This is a genomic window from Novipirellula galeiformis (genome assembly GCF_007860095.1).
Taxonomy (GTDB): Bacteria; Planctomycetota; Planctomycetia; order Pirellulales; family Pirellulaceae; genus Novipirellula; species Novipirellula galeiformis.
On record NZ_SJPT01000002.1, the window covers coordinates 113,636 to 133,835 of the forward strand.

15 protein-coding genes and 1 tRNA gene are annotated in these 20,200 nt (G+C 56.8%); 7 read left to right on the forward strand and 9 right to left on the reverse strand.

Translation table 11 applies throughout. The features are described from left to right. The first annotated feature begins 28 nt into the window (after positions 1–28). The 3 genes from Pla52o_RS05585 to Pla52o_RS05595 all read left to right on the forward strand — a co-directional run bounded on the left by Pla52o_RS05585 (position 29) and on the right by Pla52o_RS05595 (position 4,154). A complete protein-coding gene (locus tag Pla52o_RS05585) occupies positions 29–343 on the forward strand; it encodes a hypothetical protein (RefSeq protein ID WP_146593631.1) in 315 nt (104 codons plus the stop codon). A 738-nt stretch (positions 344–1,081) separates the two neighbouring features. Further along, a complete protein-coding gene (locus Pla52o_RS05590; RefSeq protein ID WP_146593632.1) occupies positions 1,082–2,401 on the forward strand; it encodes a replicative DNA helicase in 1,320 nt (439 codons plus the stop codon). Positions 2,402–2,789: 388 nt separating this feature from the next. Then, the gene (locus Pla52o_RS05595) at positions 2,790–4,154 is read left to right on the forward strand and encodes a tyrosine-type recombinase/integrase (RefSeq protein ID WP_146593633.1); all 1,365 of its coding nucleotides are present in this window, start codon (positions 2,790–2,792) and stop codon (positions 4,152–4,154) included. Here Pla52o_RS05595 and Pla52o_RS05600 read toward each other — a convergent pair. Then, positions 4,128–4,201: transfer RNA gene (locus Pla52o_RS05600), tRNA-Arg, on the reverse strand. The genes Pla52o_RS05595 and Pla52o_RS05600 overlap by 27 nt on opposite strands. 91 nt (positions 4,202–4,292) lie before the next feature. Further along, the gene (locus tag Pla52o_RS05605) at positions 4,293–4,664 is read right to left on the reverse strand and encodes a DUF2237 family protein (protein ID WP_146593634.1); all 372 of its coding nucleotides are present in this window, start codon (positions 4,662–4,664) and stop codon (positions 4,293–4,295) included. Positions 4,665–5,469: 805 nt separating this feature from the next. On the opposite strand from Pla52o_RS05605, the gene Pla52o_RS05610 reads away from it, so the two are divergent. From Pla52o_RS05610 to Pla52o_RS05620, 3 genes are all read left to right on the forward strand, one after another. Then, positions 5,470–7,854, forward strand: coding sequence for an ATP-dependent helicase (locus tag Pla52o_RS05610; protein WP_146593635.1), 2,385 nt, complete (start codon positions 5,470–5,472; stop codon positions 7,852–7,854). 93 nt (positions 7,855–7,947) lie between these two features. Next, positions 7,948–8,454, forward strand: a complete 507-nt coding sequence (purE, locus tag Pla52o_RS05615) for a 5-(carboxyamino)imidazole ribonucleotide mutase (RefSeq protein ID WP_146593636.1) — start codon at positions 7,948–7,950, stop codon at positions 8,452–8,454. A 7-nt stretch (positions 8,455–8,461) separates the two neighbouring features. Beyond that, positions 8,462–9,649, forward strand: coding sequence for a 5-(carboxyamino)imidazole ribonucleotide synthase (locus Pla52o_RS05620; protein ID WP_261343336.1), 1,188 nt, complete (start codon positions 8,462–8,464; stop codon positions 9,647–9,649). 296 nt (positions 9,650–9,945) lie between these two features. Here the strand turns inward: Pla52o_RS05620 and Pla52o_RS05625 are convergent, their stop codons facing one another. The 6 genes from Pla52o_RS05625 to Pla52o_RS05650 form a co-directional block, all read right to left on the reverse strand. Next, on the reverse strand, positions 9,946–10,854 hold the full coding sequence (locus Pla52o_RS05625; RefSeq protein ID WP_197169025.1) for a CBS domain-containing protein: 909 nt from the start codon (positions 10,852–10,854) through the stop codon (positions 9,946–9,948). 309 nt (positions 10,855–11,163) lie between these two features. Further along, positions 11,164–13,257, reverse strand: a complete 2,094-nt coding sequence (locus Pla52o_RS05630) for a TolC family protein (protein ID WP_146593638.1) — start codon at positions 13,255–13,257, stop codon at positions 11,164–11,166. A 394-nt stretch (positions 13,258–13,651) separates the two neighbouring features. Then, on the reverse strand, positions 13,652–14,182 hold the full coding sequence (locus Pla52o_RS05635; RefSeq protein ID WP_146593639.1) for a DUF6580 family putative transport protein: 531 nt from the start codon (positions 14,180–14,182) through the stop codon (positions 13,652–13,654). Between the two features lie 292 nt (positions 14,183–14,474). Then, positions 14,475–15,485 (reverse strand): hypothetical protein, encoded by a 1,011-nt coding sequence (locus tag Pla52o_RS05640; protein WP_146593640.1) that lies wholly within the window; start codon positions 15,483–15,485, stop codon positions 14,475–14,477. 585 nt (positions 15,486–16,070) lie between these two features. Further along, positions 16,071–16,652 (reverse strand): peptide-methionine (R)-S-oxide reductase MsrB, encoded by a 582-nt coding sequence (gene msrB / locus Pla52o_RS05645; protein WP_146593641.1) that lies wholly within the window; start codon positions 16,650–16,652, stop codon positions 16,071–16,073. 307 nt (positions 16,653–16,959) lie between these two features. Continuing rightward, positions 16,960–17,868, reverse strand: coding sequence for a cysteine peptidase family C39 domain-containing protein (locus tag Pla52o_RS05650; RefSeq protein WP_146593642.1), 909 nt, complete (start codon positions 17,866–17,868; stop codon positions 16,960–16,962). Between the two features lie 309 nt (positions 17,869–18,177). On the opposite strand from Pla52o_RS05650, the gene Pla52o_RS05655 reads away from it, so the two are divergent. Further along, complete coding sequence (locus tag Pla52o_RS05655) at positions 18,178–19,281, forward strand: ABC transporter ATP-binding protein (protein WP_146593643.1); 1,104 nt, start codon at positions 18,178–18,180, stop codon at positions 19,279–19,281. Between the two features lie 15 nt (positions 19,282–19,296). Here Pla52o_RS05655 and ilvE read toward each other — a convergent pair whose 3' ends face one another. Beyond that, positions 19,297–20,157, reverse strand: coding sequence for a branched-chain-amino-acid transaminase (gene ilvE, locus Pla52o_RS05660; RefSeq protein WP_146593644.1), 861 nt, complete (start codon positions 20,155–20,157; stop codon positions 19,297–19,299). Positions 20,158–20,200 lie beyond the last annotated feature (43 nt).

Consider the following 20,200-nt stretch of genomic DNA (forward strand, 5'->3'; position numbering starts at 1 on the left):
GCGTGAAATCGCCCTTCATATAGCCGAAATGGAGGCATCTGATCGTCTCGCGATACGCCAGGCACTGCATCGCCGCCGACGGCAGCTACTGACCGAACAAGGCTATTCTTCCGACGAGATCGACCACATCGAGGACATTCGTTTGGGCGTCACGTATCACGTGCTTTGTGCGATGGCCCAATGTTCGAATGTTTGGGGCGACGATGAAGGCTTGCTACACGTAGAGGGCACCCGAGCTGAGCACTTTGCCAAACGACTGCACCGCTACAACACGGTCCCAACTGGGCACGATCACAGCCTAGCCGCCGTGGTCTATACACGACTGACTGGGGGTGAGGCATGAGCGACTACCCAGAGCGTCCGCCCTACTACGCAATGCGCTACATCCGGTGGATTAGCGAGTCCGGAATATCACACGAGATCGGTGTTAATGGGTTCGCTGTCCTCGTGGCAGTCGTGGCGATGGAGGATGAGCTGCGATACAGCCGACCTCCTAACTTTTACAATGACCAGCTTGCCCGGAGATGTGGCCTAGCATCAGAGCATGCGTTGATTCGCGCCAGAAAAAGGTGCGAGGCTGAGGGGCTGCTCGTCTACGAAAGGGGGGCAAAGCGTAATCCAGGGGTCTACTACGTAACAGGATTCACTGCGCCTAGCGCAGTGAAAGCGAAGGCAACGGACCAGGATTCACTGCGTCTAGCGCAGGGAAATCGCAGGCATAGCGCAGCGAAAGCGGCGCCCTCCATACCTAGTCCTATGCCTATGCCTAAGAAGAAGCCTGAGCCTACTTTTGATCCTGCGAAAATGGATCTGCCATTTAGCTCTGACGCGTTCCGAGAGGCATGGATCGACTTCTGCGATATGAGGCGAGAAGAGAAGAAGCCGATGACACCTACTGCCGCCAAAGTAGCGCTGAGGAAGTTACTCGGATGGGGTGAGGCTGTCGCGATTTCGTCGCTCGAAAACAGTACGGCTAATCAGTGGAAGGGATTGTTCCGACCGGACAAGCAAAGAGGACAAGCGGGCGACCACGAGCAGAGGACACCACCGACACCACCACCACGACACGCGAGAACCGACAATGAGTGACCATGACCATGTAGCAGAGACCGAGCAGTGCCTACTGGCTGCCATGATCTCTGATCCCGATACGATCCAAGAGGTATCCGCAATCGTCGATGCCAATGACCTCGCGAGCTATCACCATCGTCGGCTGTGGGGGATCGTCACGGCAATGGCCGACGCCAATGAGTCGACGGACGACATCCGACGGCTATTGTCTCACGTCCGAGAGACAGGGCTGATGGAGGCTCTTGGCGGCCCAAAATCATTCGCCAAACGATACGTGGATAACGAGGTGCCGGCTAACGCGACAGCCTACGCCCTGGACGTCCGTCGGCACTCGGTAAGCCGACAACTCAAGGCAATCGCCAAGCAATTTCCCGATGACATTGAGGCGGCCGACGATCCGATCAAGGTGGCCAACATCATCCGAGCCAAGATCGACGATGTGGTAGCCTACGCATCGACGACCACGGACACGATGAGCCTGTACGAGGCGGCATTGCAGCGGCTGCAGCTGATCGAGAACCCAGAGGCATCAGAGCTTGGTCGACTGGTCCCGACTGGCATACCTTGCCTGGATGAGTCGTATGGAGGACTGCGGTGTGGTGGGTCCTACGTGATTGCCGCTAGACCGGGGCGAGGCAAGTCGGCACTGCTGAAGCAAATCCTCAACGCGCTCGATGACAGCGGCAGGGCTGCTCTGTGCGTTTCGCTGGAGATGGAGCCTCATGAGTTTGCATCGCGAGTCCTCTCAGAGCGTGCGAAGATCGACGGACGACTACTAGAGGTGGACGACACCGGTCGCTGCCCCTTGGATACCGATGACCTCGATCGGCTGCGCGCGACTGTCACCGACACACAGCACAGCGTGCTACACATCGCCGCGCCGAAAGGCAAAGCAGCAACGATTGAGGCCATTTCAGCGCAAGCCCGATTGGCCAAAGCAAAGTGGGGCATCGAAGTGCTGGCGGTGGACTACCTGCAGATCATGGCCAAGTCATCGCCACGACAAACAGACTACGAATTCGTCACAGCCAACTCGAAGGCGTTCAAGCAGCTTGCCCGCGAGCTTGGCATCGTCGTGATTGTCTTATCGCAACTGAATCGAGGCGGTGAAGCGGGTGGCAAGGCAAGACTTCCGAGACTGTCGGACCTACGAGACAGCGGGGCGATCGAGCAAGATGCAGATGGTGTGATCATGCTCCATCAGACCAAGGAGGGTTCGGCAGACTATCTGCTGATCGTCGCGAAAATGAGAAACGACTCAGAGGGCTCGTTCCCCGTTGAGCTCGTCGGCAAGTACACCATGTTTCGATCGCGGGAGGTGTCACGATGACCATCGCCGCAAGCACAGAGACCGACGAACACTCGCAGGCTAGCGTGGGCAATGCCGGCGGACAACGACGCAGAGCGACTCTTGGCAATGGATGAAATGGATCCGGCTGAGATACCAACATGTCCACGATGCGCCCCCTAGGCCCGGGATATATGCCTGTGAGTACAGCGAATTTTGGTTTGGCCACGACGCAAAAGTGATTGCTACATTTCTCGCGTGCGCGAGAAATTCCGATTTCGGCCAAACACTAACCGAAATACGAGCGGGCCTTTGGCTTGCTAGACGAACCAGCACAACGGCTAGGGCATGCATCCCGAAAACCGGTTTTCATCCGCCGGCCCGCCGTTGCTTTTTTCTTCTTTTGGATGATCGTGGGAGATGACACGAGATGGCTGCATTGGAGCATGTTAATAAAGGCGGACGCGACCACTACCGGTTGCGAATTCTTCTAGACAAACGCCGCAAGGCAATCGGATTGAGTGATCTTGATGAAGCGGGGGCGACCGAGGCCAAGCGGCACGTTGAGCATTTGGTGCTACAACGCAAACGGCAACGATCACCGCTGGGGCCTGCTCTCGATTGGCTAGAGTCGATCGATACCGACATTCATGATCGCCTTTCGAAGTTGGGGTTATGCGAAGCACGGCAACGATCCGAGCTGCCTCGCGACATGCTTGGCTACATGCGGGCTTACGTTAAAAGCCGGACGGACTGGAAGAAACCGGAGAACTACAAACAGTCGGTTGACCACCTTGAGACGTTCTTGAAGCGTGACATTCCGTTGGCGGCCATGACCAAGGGCGAGGCGGAGCGATGGCATCGGTGGATGATGGACGCCGAGAATGGCCCAGGCTTGTCGCCTAATACGGCTGGCCAACACATCAAGCGATGCCGGCAGATGACGAAGCAAGCGATTGACGATCGTTTGATTGAATCGAACCCGTTCAAGGGGATAAAGATCGACCTGCGGAGCGACACATCAAAGAATCGGTTCATCGATGAGATTTCCGCCGTAGCAATCTTGGAAGCTTGCCCTGATCAGGAATGGAGAACGCTCTACGCGCTAGCCCGATACGGTGGACTCCGCTGTCCGTCCGAGGTGCTGCGATTGCGATGGAGCGACATTCAATGGGACCGCGGCCGGTTCAAAGTGACGGCCCCCAAAACCGAGCGATATGGGAAGGGGCAACGCATCGTGCCCTTATGGCCTGAACTGCTGGCGGAGCTTGAAGATCTAGCAACTATTGCTCAGCCAGGCATCAACTGTGCGGTAGATGCCTATGTGATCCAGCGTTACAGAGATTCCGAATCCAACCTACGGACGACGTTCAACAAGATTGTTGAGCGGGCTGGCGTTGCCGTGTTCCCCAAGCCGTTTATGGCGCTGCGGGCCAGTCGCCGAACCGAGCTCGAACGAACCGGGCGGTTTGCGAACCATGTGCTAAATGATTGGTTTGGGCACTCTGGGGCGATCGCCGAGACGCACTACCTCCAGACGACTGAGGCGGACTATGCAGAGGCAACAGGCTTGGAGCGTCCAACGCCCTTAGCGATCCCAGCGAAAACTCAAGGACCGCCCCCGCCCGAGGAGCAATCTGGTTCGGAGGGGCAACGTGAGGGACAATCCCGAGGGCAGCAGGAATCCCCTACGCCGATCAAGACACAAAAAAAGCCCGGCAAAACCGGGCGTTTGATCGGTGCTTATGGTTGTAGAAGCACGCAAGAATACACCCCAGAGGATTCGAACCTCTAACCTTCGGTTCCGTAGACCGATGCTCTATCCAATTGAGCTAGGGGTGCCCAAGTCTGCGAGACACGCCCCGAAGGTGTGTCCTCGTCAGATGTCAGGGATTCTAGCAATCGAGCCCGTCGCTGCAAGCCCTATCTGAAATCATTTTTCTGCTGAGATCGCGTGCTCTTGAAGCTCTTCCAACGAAGCAAACTCCAACGTGCTGATATGACACGCTTCTAACACCACCGCCGGGGCCTTGCCCGCGTCGTAGGCTTCTTTCCATCGCGCCGCACACAGACACCAACGATCTCCCGGCTTTAAGCCCGGAAATTGAAACATCGGATTGGGAGTGCTCAAATCATTACCCCGAGATCGGCTAAATTCCAAAAAATCTGCCGTCATCTGTGCACAGACCACGTGTAAGCCCGTGTCGGAGCCTCCCGTGTTGCAGCAGCCGTCACGATAAAATCCCGTCATCGGGTCGGTGCTGCAGGCAGCAAGCTCGCCACCTAAAACATTCTTTCCAGCCATTGTTGTGTCAATTCCATTGCGAGAGGTTGTCGATTCACACTCAGCCAGCCCTATTGTAAGGATAATTCCAAGCGGACGGGGCGAGCCTTGCGGACAACGCCTAGATCCTAGCCGCCACGCTTGCTGCGAATAGCCCCGACCGGTTCGCCCCGACCGAATAGCCCCGACCGGTTCGGCGGACGAGCACCTCGACGCGGTCTTCACTCGACTCCCCCGCCACTCACCAATCTCTCCCCCCGTCCGATCGCGATTTCCCCCCCAAAGCCGGCGTTCGGTTATGGCGTTTGGGTATTTTGCCCCCTGGTCCGGAATGGGCTCGCAGCCGAAGCAATAGCGGAGCTGCGGAAAGAACGTCGCCATTTCGCGGCGGCTAGTGCCTTTTCACTTTTGATCTAGCCAGTGTCGCCGACGGTGGGCCGCGTGCTTGCGAACGCAGCTACGGTCTGAACCCTATGTCATTTTTCAAAACACTGCTGTCCTGCTCTGATTTTCCTGACTCGCCGACAATCCCAATCAGCCGACTTGCCCTGCGTGGCTGCCTCGTCGAAATGTGGCGGTGATTTCCACACGATTTCGACGAAAACGGGGCCGATTTGCGGTTTGCTTTATGTCACCATGGGACATCCCGCGGTGGCGGCGACCGATCGTGAGTTCGGGGGCGGTGGGTAACGTTTTCCGCTTGATTCGGTATCATAGGCGACACGGGAAAAATCCTCGGGCTTTCGCCGTTTCGGTCGCCTGAATTCGGTTCCTTTTTCGCACGCTCTCCTCACGTTTTACGCTTTTCCACCGCGAGATTTCTGACATGGACGCCATCTTGAAAGGACTCACTGAGTCGCAAGTTCAAGCGGTCACGCATATCGATGGTCCGCTGTTGATTTTGGCGGGCCCTGGCTCGGGAAAGACTCGCGTGGTCACGCACCGCATCGCCTACATGATCGCCCAGGGGGTTTCGCCGTCACAAATCGCGGCGGTCACGTTTACCAACAAGGCGGCTGATGAGATGCGGAATCGCGTCGGCGAGCTGGCCCCGGGCAAGCCGGTTTGGATGGGCACGTTCCACCGATTTTGTGCTCAATTGCTGCGTCGCTACGCGCCGTTGGCCGGATTGTCAGAGAACTATTCGATTTACGACAGCTCGGATTCGAAACAGGCGATGAAGCGGGCGATCCAGGCCGCCGAGGTCTCGATCAGCCATACCTCGCCCGAGCAGATCGCGTCGACAATTAGCAACGCAAAGAATCGCTTGGTCACTCCCGAGATGATGGCCTCGGGTTCAAGCCGCACCGGGGACGTGGTCGCCGCAAAGGTTTACCCCATCTATCAACAGCAGTTATTGACGGCCAACGCGGTCGACTTTGATGATTTGCTTTTTCATGTGGCAATCATGTTGCGAAACAATCCGGAGCTGCGCAGCGATCTGGATGCCCGTTTTCGCTATATCTTGGTCGACGAGTACCAGGACACGAACTTGGCTCAGTATGCGATCGTGCGAGGATTGTCGATCGACAACGCAAACTTGGCGGTGACCGGCGACCCGGACCAATCGATCTACGGTTGGCGGGGAGCGGATTTGAACAACATTCTCGATTTCGAAAAGGATTACCCGGCGGTCAAAACGGTTCGCTTGGAACAGAACTATCGCAGCACGCCGAATATCCTGCGTGTGGCGGACCAATTGATTCGCCACAACCGTCAACGAAAACAAAAGGATCTGTACACGCACAACCAGGAAGGGGACGCCGTCGTACTGAGGATCTTCGAGGATGGTTACCAGGAAGCGGATGGAATCGCCGACGAAATTACCAATGCGATCCGTGCCGAAGGGATGCGGCCTCGCGATTTTGCGATCCTGTGTCGCATGAACGCATTGACGCGATCGTTGGAGCATTCGATGCGCAGCCGCGGGCTGCCCTACCAAATCATTAACGGGGTGGAGTTTTATCAGCGAAAAGAAATCAAGGACTTGTTGGCCTATTTGCACCTGATCAACAACCCCAGCCACGATGTTGCCTTCCATCGCGTCGTGAACGTGCCCACGCGTGGCATCGGTGCGAAAACGATCGAGCGATTGCGGCGTTACGCCGACGTCAACCAAGTGCCGATGTTGGAGGCGGCTCGAAACGTTTACCAGGTCGAAGGGATCGCGAAACGTTCGGCAACCTTTGTGACCCGCTTTGTGGAGATCTACGACCGGTTGAGCAAGAAGGCGTCAGCCACGCTCGAAGATTTGCTGCGTTACCTGGTTGAAGAAACCAAGTACGAAGCGTTTCTCGAAAAATCGACGGTCGATCAACAAGACAGTAGTGCGATCGCGAACGTGGACGAGTTCATTTCGGCGGCGGTCGAATTCGACCGTCAACATCCCGAGGACGGGACACTCGAAGCGTTCTTGGAACAGGTCGCGTTGGTCGCGGATACCGATGCGTTCGAAGATTCGGATGACCGGGTGACGTTGATGACGTTGCACGCCGCGAAGGGGTTAGAGTTTCCCTGCGTCTATATCGTCGGCGTGGAGCAAGGTTTGTTGCCGCATTCGCGTTCGATGGATACCGATGCGGGGTTCGAAGAGGAACGGCGACTGTTTTTTGTCGGGATCACCCGCGCGATGCAGCGGTTGCAATTGAGCATTTGCAAGCGACGGACGGTGCGTGGGGATACTCGGCCAGCGGTTCCGAGCCCGTTTCTGAACGAGTTGCCATTGGACGAGCTACGGAAAGTGGAAAGCGTTGTCGATCGGGATTGGTTTGACGAAGATCCCGATGCCGACAACCAATATCCCGAGTCCTGGGATCTGGCGGACGAGAGTGATGACATCGTTATGAACGGGGACACGGGGAATGGCGACACTGGGAATGGCGACGCGGGAGAAGTGCACGAGACCGCGGCCCCGTTTTTTGACGAAGCATGTCAATTGCCCGAGTCGGAGTTGGCCGAAATTGTGCAAGTCAAGAAACGAAAACCGGCAAGCGTCCCAGGGCTGAAGACGGCCGCCGACATGCTTAACGGCGGGATGACTCCGGTGACCGCGTATCGCGAGGGAACTCAAGTGCGGCACATCGAATACGGCGAAGGCACGGTGATCTCGATTACTGGGCGAGGTCCGAAACGGACTGCGACGGTCCGCTTTGATGATGGCGAGCATCACTTTCGGCTGGCCTTTGCCAACTTGGAAGTCATTGACGTGTGATTGAAGACGGTATCTGAAAACGAGTCTAATTGCGGATCGACGGGCTGGCTGCCTGTTGCCCCGCAGAAACATCTTTACGAATCGAAGTGCTTGATGAACGAAAATGAATTTGAGCCGACCGAGGCTTTGGTTGGCGTGATCATGGGCAGTCGCAATGATTGGGAAACCATGAAAGCGGCAGCAGAGATCTTGGACCAGTTAGCCATTCCGAGCGAGCGTTTGGTGGTGTCGGCCCATCGCACGCCGGCTCGGATGGTCCGTTATGCGACAAGCGCCGCGAGCCGCGGTTTGAAGGTGATCATCGCCGGCGCCGGCGGGGCCGCCCATTTGCCTGGCATGGTAGCCTCGGAAACGAACCTGCCCGTGATCGGGGTACCGGTGCAAAGCCGCGCCCTGCAAGGACTGGATTCGTTGCTGTCGATCGTGCAGATGCCTGGCGGTATTCCGGTGGCGACGATGTCGATCGGCGCCGCGGGGGCAAAAAATGCGGGGATCATGGCAGCACGAATCTTAGCGTTATCGGATCCCGGATTGGCCGCACGTTTGGCGCAGTTCGTTGAAGAACAAACCGCCGCCGTGCTCGAATCAGCGGAGCTTTGAGACGAACGTGAGTGACACAACTACAAATGAAAAATCTAGCACCGGCGTGATCTTGCCGGGCGGGACCATCGGGATGGTCGGCGGCGGCCAACTCGGCCGCATGTTCGCGATCGCCGCAGCACAATTGGGCTATCACGTGGTCGTGTTTTGTGGCGACGAGAATGAACCCGCCGCGCAGGTCGCCCAACGCTGTGTGGTGGGGCGATTGGATGACATGACCGCGATCGAAGCGTTTGCGACACAGTGTGATGTGATCACGTTGGAGTTCGAAAACATTCCTGCCCAAACGATCGCCAAATGCAAGACCTACGCCCCGACCTATCCGTCGTCCGAAGTGCTGGCAACGGCGCAAGATCGACTGCGTGAGAAAACGAGTTTACAAAACGCGGGGCTTCCGGTGGCACCGTTTGCACGCGTGGTCGATGCCGCATCGCTTGCCGAAGCGGTCGCGATCGTGGGCTTGCCACTGATTCTGAAAACCACGCGTAGCGGCTACGACGGCAAAGGCCAGCATCGTTTGGAATCGCTCGAGGATGCCGCCAACGTGGATTGGTCGAACTGCGACGAATGGGTTGCCGAAAAACTGATCCGGTTTGATCGCGAGGTGTCGGTGATGGTGGCGAGAACGGTCGACGGTAGCACTTCGACCTTTCCTGTGTTCGAGAACGATCACGTCAATCATATTCTCGACATTACAATGGTGCCGGCAACCTTGTCCGAGTCGGTTCGTCAGCGGGCGTTGCAGATCGCAACGACCGCAGCGGAGACGCTCGACGTGGTGGGATTGTTGTGCGTGGAGATGTTCGTCAGCTCGGATGAGGACGGTGTTGAGAGTGTGTTGATCAACGAAGTCGCACCTCGACCGCACAATTCGGGGCACTTGACGATCGAGGCATGTCATACAAGCCAGTTCGAACAACATGTTCGCGCGGTTTGTGGACTACCGCTGGGCAATACCGAGCTGGTAAGCAACGCGGCGGCGATGGCGAACCTATTGGGCGATGTTTGGGGCCCCGATGGCGCGTCGCCAGCGTGGGATCAAGCGTTGGCAGTGGACGGCGTTGAATTGCATCTGTATGGAAAAGCCGAGGCCAAGGTCGGTCGCAAAATGGGGCATCTGACTTGCGTGGGCCAAAGCCGCGACACGGTCGTTGCGAAAGTGCGTGAAGCGCGTGAGCGTTTAAACGGCAAGTGATGCTTGTACCGTTGCCGTTTTCCCCAGCCAATCACAACTCGTTGTATTAGCGAGGGACGGTTTGCGAGAGACAGTTAGCGAGGGACAGTTAGCGAGGGACAGTTAGCGAGGGACAGGGTCAAGATTAACTTTCCCTCGCTCAGGCATTTTGAAGTTGCGATTTTCTTATGTGCTCCGGGCCGTCTTCGTGTCGCCCGACGATGGATCGCGTTCTTGCGAACGCAGCTACGGTTGGGGCAAACGCGATGCTGGGGCGGTTGCAGAATCGCAGACCCCCGGCCTATCCGCAGGAGCGTTTAGGGACGAATCGATTCAGGAGCCGTGCTCGAGACAAGGCTCAGGTAGAGGGTCTCGGCGCCGCGGCGTTTAGGTTTGGGGCGTAGGATTGCGGCGGCGACTTCCAGCAGGTCCCGACGGCTGATTTGTCCGACCAGTTTTCCATTATCGACGATCGGCAAGCGGCGGTACGGAGAATTGAGAAACATTTGGGCAATGCCGAGCATATCGGTGCTCGGAGATGCGGTGAGTGCGGCTTGGTCCATGTAGGGGCCAATCTTTCGCCGCGCCGCAGCCTTTCGCAACGTATGGCTGCCGCGATTCTCTCTCGCTCGCGTTACGACCTCACATGCCAAGCGATACTCGGCCCGCAGCACGTCACGCCGACTCACCTGCCCAATCAGCTTCTCGCCGCGGAGTACCGGCAGACGGCGATAGGGGGTTTCTTGGAATTTGTGAGCCACATCCAAAAGCGAATCATCTTCATCAATCAGCCGATTGCGATCGATATTCATGTATTGATGAACGTTCGTCCCCGGCATTTGGTCGTGCAGGGCGCCGATCAAGACACGCATCGCGGTCTTTTCTGAAAAGATACCGAGGTATTGTTCATTTTTGTCGACCACGGGTGCACCGGAGATGCGACGGCTGAGCAGATGATCGATCGCTTCAAAGACATCGATGGCGGGATCGAGCGTCACCAAGTGACACATCATGAACTCGCGAACTCGGATCAAATGGATACCATCGGAGTGGGCGGCTTCGACTGGTTCGGTTAATGCGTTCATGCAACATTTTTCGCTGAACACGCCGACATAGTTGCCGCCGGCATCAACGACGGGAGCCCCGGATATATTCTCTTTTAACAGACGTGCGACACTTTCCATTACATCGCAGTTCGGTGTCAGCGTCACTAGATTGCGACGCATGATGTCACTTGCAGTCTTCATATGAATCATAACCAAGCCCGTAGAGTGAGAAGAGTGACGAACACCAGAAGGGGGTTCAAGTCGAGGGTGCTTGGGTTCAACGTAACGCGTGCGAAGGTGTGAAGTCAAACTTTTAGCGTCATTCTGCTTGTGAAAGTTTACGCAAGCAACATCGCATGTGAGCTGGGAAAACGGGTGATTGCGAAGCGTTGACTGCAACGCAGGATCCAAACGCACACCAGCCCCGGCGAACGCCAAGGTTCGTCGGGGCTGGTGTGATTGCAAACGGAAAAGCGTAGGGATGAGACGCTATTCGGCTGCGGGTTCCGTCGGTTTCGCGGCGGGGTGGCTAGGCGGATTCGATTCTAACATCGCGTCCGTCGCCGGGGCGGTGATGAACGACTCGGCCTGTGGTGCCGAGGGATCAAACGGGCCGGTTGTCAGCGGTGCGGGAACGCTGACGTTGCCGGGATTGCGACGAGGAGTCAAGTGACGTCCGGTTTCGTAGGCATCCTGGTAAGCTCCCGCCGCCCATTGACCTTCGGCAAGTTGGACTTGGTTGTAAGCCAACAACGAACCTTTTTGGCGATGGAAGTCTCGGATCGCTAGGTTGTAGTTGGTAAGCGAGCGATAGAACTCGGCCTCGCTCGTTACGACTTGGCGTTGGGCTTGCAACAAGAAGTTGATGTTGTCGGTTCCGTCGCGGTAACGACGACGCAGCACATCGACTTGACGTTGGTCCGCCAGATAACGGTTGTAGTTGGTTTCGAGCAACTGGTGCGTCAACATGATTTGACGAGCGGCGTCCGAGAGATCGTGACTGACCCGCAGTTCGGTTTCCGCAAGCACCGCTCGCTCGCGACGCAAGTTCAACGTCGCATGGGCGACCGCCACACTGGCGGCTCTCAAGCCCACGGGAAAGTCCATTTCCACACCGGCTTGCCATTCTTGGAAATTGCCGCCGGTGATATCGCCGTACAGGTTATCAAATTCCCCATTGTCACCATCGCCAATCAGTTTATCACCCAATCCACGAAAACGGTATTTGCCGAGGAAGTCGAGACGCGGACGTCGGTTCAGACGAGCTGCCGTGAGTTCCATTTCACGACGCTTGGTGTTGAAACGTTGGCGGCGAATTTCGACGCGGCGACTGAGCGCTTGTCCCAGTGCACTTTCCCAATCGAAGACGACGCGAACGTCCGTCGGTGTCGTGGTTGGTTTTAGCAAACGTCCGTCGGTGGCGGGCAGTCCGATCAGATAACGAAGTCGTTGCTCACGGGCGTACAACCCTTCGGGGCCGCCGAGAGATGACTCGACTTGAGCTCGGAATTGGTAGTACTGAGATTGGGCTTGGGCTTCTTCGTCGCTTCGCCCTGCACCGGCTTCGAGTCGTACTTGTTGATACTGGAATGTTTGTAGCGCCGCATCACGTCCTTTGACGTTCGCTTCGAGGACCCGATAGCCCAGCGACAAATCCCAATAGGCTTGTTCGACATCGGCAACCAAGTTGAGAACCGCAGCCTCGAAGTCGGCCAATGCGACGTCTTCGTTGACCCGTGCGATCAAGACACCGTTGTATTGACCGATGCCGGAGTTGGGGCCGGCGATGCGGTTGAACGTCGTCCCCGCACCCTGCATCAACGGTTGACGATATTCCGCTTCGAGGAAGCCAACAAAGTCACTGCGAAACGCTCGGTTAGGCCGGTTGCTGTGGTTGTAGTCGACGTTGTGCCGCAACGCAAAACGAGCACCTTGTGCGGTTTGTTTGGACAATTCGGCGATGTACGTGCCGTGCGATTCCTGCAACGTCGTTGGGGTGAAAGCGGCAATGACGGGATTGATCGCAACGTTCTGGGGCTGGTCGACATTGCTCCAGAAAAGTTGTTGCGAGAATTGAGCGTCGAACGCGGACAAGGCCGCTTCGGTACCCGAGAGTGGATTGGCATGTGCCAATGCGGGGTCAAACGTCGTGCTAGTCCCCTGCGGATTCGAGACCACGGTGCCGCCGATCGATCGTAGCACCGGGCTTTGTTGAACCGCTAACTGAATGGCTTGCTCAAGTGTCAATTCAAACGACGGAACCTGGGACGGGTCTTCCAGAGCCAGAGGTTCGGTGGCTTGTTGTGCGGCTTCGGCGGGAGCCGTCGCACATTGCTGGACTTCGGGGTACTCGATTCGCATCGCGGCGTCATCATGATACGACGCTTTGGTATCGTGCGGTCCATCCTTGATTCGATCCATCACACTACAACCGACACTGGTGATGGAGGTCGCTCCGAGCAGCACGGCGAGTAGAGCGGCACGGCGGGATTTACGCCACGAGGATTTAAGACGATCGCTGGCTTGGCAAAGGGGGGATGCCGCAGCTTGCGTGGCTACTTGTTTGTCTCGGTTGCGTCGCATGACCAGGTTCACTTGAGTACGCCGCACCCTCTTTCGTCACTCGTACAACACGGGCGATCGCGCGAAAGATCATTGGCGGTACGAGTGATATCGACCGGATTGCCGAAACATCTGGAATGATCGGGCGATGAAATGCACCTGCAAATAGCGAAGAACCCTCACAGCCATCAAGGTCGTGTTGAACCTTGACGGTTAGCGAGACGCTCGCGGCATCCCTAAGAGTAGGGGGCGGCGTGGGGGACCCTAAAACCGACGTTTTTACGCGGGATTAGTTATTTGATCCGCAGAAGCAATCAAGCGTGCAAGTTAGGGTTCGCGTCGAAGATTGCTTTTTTGATGCCAACGGAAACGGTTGCCGAGTTTGGCAACGCGCCGATTTCAATGCCGCAACAGCTTAGGCTTGGGCAACCGCGGGAAGGCGCAAACGTGACTGAGACAGTTCCCAGGCACCAAAGACGACGACTGAGAAACACAGATCGCCTGCGATTGTGTAGCCGAAAAAGGGGATCGCGTTGACGTAACAGGCTGTGACGCCAGCAACCGTCATGGGATACCAACCGGCCACCAATAAGCCAAAGTTACTAAGTAAGAAGAAGACGCCCGAGGCGGCCAGCGATGCCGCAGGGACTTTCCACAGTCGGCTCTTTCCGCTCGCGTTGCGGAGCATACGACCGATTGGAACCGAAGCGGCAATCCCGAGGTAAACCAGCGCCATCGCAGCGGGGCTATAGAATCCCAGTCCGGGAATCCCCAGCGTGTGGCCCACTAGGTCACTGAGTCCCATCACCGCGATTGGCACCAAATAAGCTCGACGCCCGCTCAGGTAACTGCCGGCAAACAACCCCAGCGCGGCGACACAGGCAACGTTCGGGGGATGGGGGAGGAAGCGGCTCGCAGCAACGGCCAAAATCATTAGGTAAAACATCGGGCGAGTCCAAGCGTTGGTTTGGAAAACAGTCTAGGGATAAGCTTGTTTTAAACGCTTTGCCACGAAATCACCAGAGGGGAAAAGTGAAGGGGGGCGGGAAGGGCGTGATGGAACGGTGAGGTCGGTGTGATGGCGACGGCCGACCGCAGCGGATCGATGTGAACCGGTTCCTTTTGCTGTGGGATTAACGAAAAAAGGCCAGACTTCTGGGGGGAAACGCCCCCTCGAAGTCTGGCCCTTTGAATCAAGTGCGGCTTTTTAATGCACGGAATCGTGGATTCGCTATGCACTAAGGAAAAGCGATGATTGCGCCCGATACTGCGGCGGCTTCGGCGATCACGGCGCGACGCTCATACGGAGGGCGTTGCAAGTAGGCCGGCACACACGTACCGCTGCGATAATACCCCAACGTATATTCACAATCCAATGGATGATTGACCGTTGCCAGGTAGGGCAGCATTGGCACCGTGGTGAAGAATCGCATTCCCGCAACGACCGGGGTTAGGTGCGGGAATCGCTCGTGCCCGTGACGCTCGAGCATACGATCTTCGAAGTATAGCGGGTGGGAAAAAGTATTTGGGGCGTTCCAGGCCTTGAATGACCATCCCCAAGTCGGGGAGCGTTGGATGCCTTGCTCAGGGAGCGGCGAGACAGGCGAATCCTCCGTCGAGCGGAATCCGTCGGGGGCACGACCGTTGCCCACACTCGTGATCGAAGTGCTGGCGGCTTCGATCGCGGGCAGCTCGAGTCGACCGCCGACCACATCGGGAGTTCGGTGGGACATGTCGCTGTCCATCAAATTGATCCGTTTGGTCGACGGCTTTGTTTTGCTATCTTTTTGGTCAGGCTTCTGAAATGCGATTCTCGGTGACGTGAGATCGATGGGCGTGGCAGGGTTCAGGTGATTGATGGTGGCCGGTTGGAGCGGCGTTTGCGCCGTCGCCGCGTTCGCGGTCATCTCCGTGGCGGGGTCGAGGTCGCTGGGGACAACGACCCCTTCGTTTCGCTGTGCGATACGCGGCGACTCGGGGAAATAGGCCGGTGCTTCGAAATGGGCCGGTGCTTCGAAATGGGCCGGGGGCTCTGCGTCGGACGCTTCTTTAACGACCCCACTGCCAAACACCTCATCGGTCCAAGCGACGAAATCCTCATTGCGGCTGTCGTCAAAGGTAGGCAAGCCCTCCAAACCAGTGATTTGGCGCGGTTGAGGTTGATCAGCCACGGCGACGGAGCAAGCCATCATCAACCCTGACATGAGACTTTTGGTAAATAGGTTCCGCTTTGATCGTTTCGAATTCATCGGCTCGTTCCTTCGGCTGATTCGTTGACGGGCCAGTCCGTTTTGGCCTCGTTGAAACCTCCGCTTAAACGATAGGAGGTCCAGTTGTATGGATTCGACCTCTGGGAGCAAAAACAACAGTCGCACCGTGGTGTGTCGGCATAACCGGCACGATATGTACGAGCCGAACGGGGGCAGACGAGTGAGTCGGATTGCAGCGTTTCCGCTGACGAGCGAGCATTCCGGCGAAAATCGGGGCCGCGGTTGGCAGCGAGCGAGAAGTTGTCGCTTGCTCGCGGAGTAGGCTGTGAATTGATTCCGCGTGAGCGTCCGGACACTTGCCGCCGGTAGCGTGACGGGGCCCTTTGCCCAGGGAAAAACAACGGCTAGAGCAATTTGAGAAATGACGTCGGTCAAAAAAGTCGCTGCGTTCACCAGAACGTGGTCCACCACGAACGTGACGGTAGCTACGTCAAAGATGAAAATACGCCAGCACGCAGCTTGCACCTTCTGATTTGATTACGCCCCCCGAGCGCGAAAGCTCCTCCGCCGATCACAATTGGGGAGCGAAACGCGGCGACAGCGGCAATCCCAAATCGCGATCGTTTACTCAGCCTTCGCATCCTTGGGGAGCGGCGAATCACTTGGCGTTGCCGAGTCGGCTGGCGTTGCTTCAACAAATTTCAACGACGCACTGTTCATACAGTACCGCTTTCCCGTCGGTTCAGGGCCGTCATCAAAGACATGGCCAAGATGAGCGCCACAACGTTTGCAGTGGACTTCGACGCGTGTGTAGATCAGCCGCCAATCGTTGCGAAAGCCAACGACTTTTTCGTTCAAGGGTTGATAGAAACTGGGCCAGCCGGTTCCCGATTTGAACTTCGTTTCGCTGGCGAACAACTCTCGATCACAAACGATGCAGTGATAGGTCCCCGTTTTCTTGTTGTCCCAATACTTGTTACGAAATGCGGGCTCGGTAGCTTCGTTCTGAGTCACCTCGAATTGGATCCGCGATAGCGAGCGACGCAGTTCCACTTTGGACTTCGGGGTGTATTCGGCCTCGGCGTCGGATTGCTCCGCCGCAGCGGTCTCTGTCTTGCCACCGGAGTCATCGGCGAAAAGCTTGGGTGAAACGAGGCTCAGTAGTAGCACGGCGAGCGTGAGGGGAAAGGTGAGGTGGGGTTTCATCGCTGGGACTCCTGAAGATAGAAAGCAACCACCACCATTATCATCAAGCCGCTCGGTGAATGGCAACCTTTTCTGGCTGATTCCTCGCGGTTACCGGTGAGTCGTCGGAGCAATCGGTCGTAAATCAAACGTCATCCAGCGTTGGATCAGCTACTCCTGTGAATGGATGGGGGAATGAATGGATGGGAGCCGAGCGATCGTAGCACGCTCGGTCATGGTGCGGGCAGGAATTCGCCTCGGCCGGCCAATTGAACCGTGCGTGGGGACGCCAAGGCCAGAAAGAGAGAGAGGACGTCAGGACGCGTGGTCAGCGTTCTACCAATGCGATCCCTTCGCCTCGCCACAGGACTCGTAAATCGTCGTCGCTCCATCTTGCATATCCCGCGGAGGGGTCACCGATGCCGAGCCAGGCATCGTTGCAACGTCCGAATAACACAATCGAATGCCGGTAGCCAGGGTCCCAACCGTACTTTTTCGCATAGCCTGAATCGGCGCCAAAGCGGGGCACCCCGACGACCAACGCCACCGGCCAAGGGCCTTGGGTCAGAAGACTTTCGATGTCCGTGTGGATCACTTTCGGTTTAAGATGGCTTGACGATGTCGCGATCGACAATCCTCGCCACAACCCCAACGAGGGTGTGCCATGCGAGTTGGTTAAACACAACTTAACCATCTCGGCTTCGCTAAGATCGAGGCCATGGGCTTTGAGTAAGGTGGCGCCCGCGGCGGCGCTACACGTGTTGGCATTGGTTTGCATGCACACGCATTCTGCTTCCCAATGGTGGGTTACCATGACGGGACGAAGGAACCGCTGAACAAGCGGTTCATATAACGTCCCCAGGGTTAGGACCGCCAACAACGATCCGCTGATCACACGCCGCCATGAGGGGCGGTTTGGCAATCGAAATGCAGCACCACTGGCGACGGCCAAGGCAACGGCCGTCACTTCGGACCAGATAATCACTGCCGAAAACGGCAGGAACCGCGCCCAAAAAAGTCGGTCGTGCGTTGCGTACAAGATCACAAGGGCAGCCAGCACGGCGGCCGTTAACACGATCGAAGGGGCGCGGGACACCACCGCGGTGGTGCGCTCAGGGGGAGTGTCCAAGTTCATCTTGGTGGCGGTGGTTTGCGGCGGGCGCAGACGCCACGCAACCCATGCCATCACGCTGACACAGAGCAGTGTCATCACCGTCAGGGCGAATACCAAATCCATCAGCCGCTCGCTTGTTTACGGTGAAACGAGTGAGTTGAATCACGCCGTACATCACTTCAGCGGACAGGCTATTGAGCAGATAGGCCGTTCAGTGGATGGGCCATTTCGCAGGCAGGAAACTCCGCACTTTGAAACTCTGTACCCGAGACCTCCGCACCCTGAAACTCCGCACCTGAAACTCCGTAACCTGGCAATTCGGCGTCGCGAGGCGCCATCGCCGTTGTCTCTGCACGGCATGCCTTTTATTCTAGTGCATTGCGACTTCGTCACGACCCCAAAACGTTTCCTCATTGAAAAGCTTTCCACGTCATGCTAGCGGTTCAACTCGTCGACATCGAGAAACGTTATCACGATCGTGACGTGTTGCAATCGATTTGCTTGCACGTTGAGGCTGGCGAGTACATGGTGCTCCTTGGTGAAAGTGGCTGTGGCAAGACGACGATGCTGCGCACGATCGCTGGTCTAGAGTCTGCGGATGGGGGACGGGTGGAATTCGGCGGTGTGGATGTGAGTCGCATTGCAGCGCGAAAACGAGATGTCTCGATGCTGTTCCAACGCGATGCGCTGTACCCTCACATGACGTTACGTCAAACGATGGCCTTCCCCATGAAGGGGCTGGTATCCGACTCCGAAACCCAGCAACGGATCGAGCGTGCCGCGAAATTGCTTGGTCTTGACGCGATGCTCGATCGTCATCCGGAGCATTTCAGCGGCGGCGAACTGCGACGTGGAGGGCTAGCAAAAATGGTCGTGCGTCAAGCATCGATCCGATTGTTGGACGAACCGCTTTCGGCGCTCGACGGACCTGTTCGTCATCAATTCCAACAGGACCTACAGCGTTGGCACCGCGAAATACCGGGGACCACGATCCACGTCACTCACGACGGTGATGAAGCGATGCGGATGGCGGATCGGGTTGCCGTGATGCATCAAGGCCAGATTGTGCAAGTCGGGACTCCCGAGGAGATTTTTCATCATCCCTGCTGTCTCTCGGTGGCGAAATCGATCGGGTCGCCGCCGATCAATGTGCTCGGCGGCGAGCTGCGGCAAGGCGAGCTACGCGTGCATGCGAGTGATGACCCCATCGAACTGAATCCAGCGGTGGGGCCACGACACGACGGCCACGTGTTTGTGGCGATCCGGCCGGAAGGGTTTGGGATCGTCGCGTCCAGTGGAGCTAACGACGCAATCGCCTCGACCACCTCGGCAATCCGCTTTTCAGGCGTCTGCCGCTCGAGTTTGGTGTATGGCGGTCAATGCCACGCGAGTTTCGAAACGCAGAATGAGATCCTCGATGCCACCTTGCCGGCCGATTGTGGCGTGCAGCGCGGTGATCCGGTGACGATTGCCGCCATGCTTGCCGATGTGCATCTGTTTGATGGCGAAGGCAAGCGGATCGAAGTGGCGCGGTAAGCTCTGCGAGTGCGATTAGCGTTGGCGGACCAATTTGCGAAACGCTTCGTTTAGCTTCTGTGTCACGGGGCCAGGTTTGCCGTCACCAATCACTCGGTTATCGATTTCAACCGCGGGAATCACTTCGGCCGCACTGCCGGTCAAGAAGCACTCGTCTGCGATATAGATGTCGTGTCGTGTGAGCGGGATCTGACGCGTTTCGATGCCCGCGTTTTCGGCCAATTCCAAGACGGCATTGCGGGTAATGCCTTCGAGAATACCGGCGTCAATTGGCGGAGTGCTCAAGACGCCGTTTTTGACCAAGAAGAGATTATCTCCGGTGCATTCGGCCACTTCGCCTTTGTGGTTAAGCATCACCGCTTCGATACATCCGGCATTTAGACCTTCAATCTTAGCCATGATGTTGTTGAGGTAGTTAAGCGATTTAATCCTTGGGCTGAGCGCCGCGGGATGATTGCGAATCGTCGATGCGGTCACCAATTTCAAACCATCGGTGTAATGGCTTTCTGGGTACAACGAGATCGTGTCGGCAATGATAATGATTTGCGGATCGCTACAACGAAACGGATCGAGCCCGAGCGGTCCGGCTCCACGCGTGACGATCAAACGAATGTAGCCATCCTCGAGTCCGTTTTCTTTCACGGTGGCGTCAACATCCTTCATCAATTGCTCGATCGTGATGGGGATCGTCAACGCAATCGCACGCGCGGATTCCCATAAACGCTCAAGATGCTCGAGCAAGCGGAAGACCTTGCCGCTGTAGATTCGCATCCCTTCAAAGACACCATCCCCGTAGAGCAAACCATGATCAAAAACGCTGACTTTTGCGTTTTCGCGGTCGAAGTATTGGCCGTTGATATAGATTTTGCGATTCATAGATAGGAGCGCGAAAGGGAAGGGAATCAATGGGAGCGAAAAT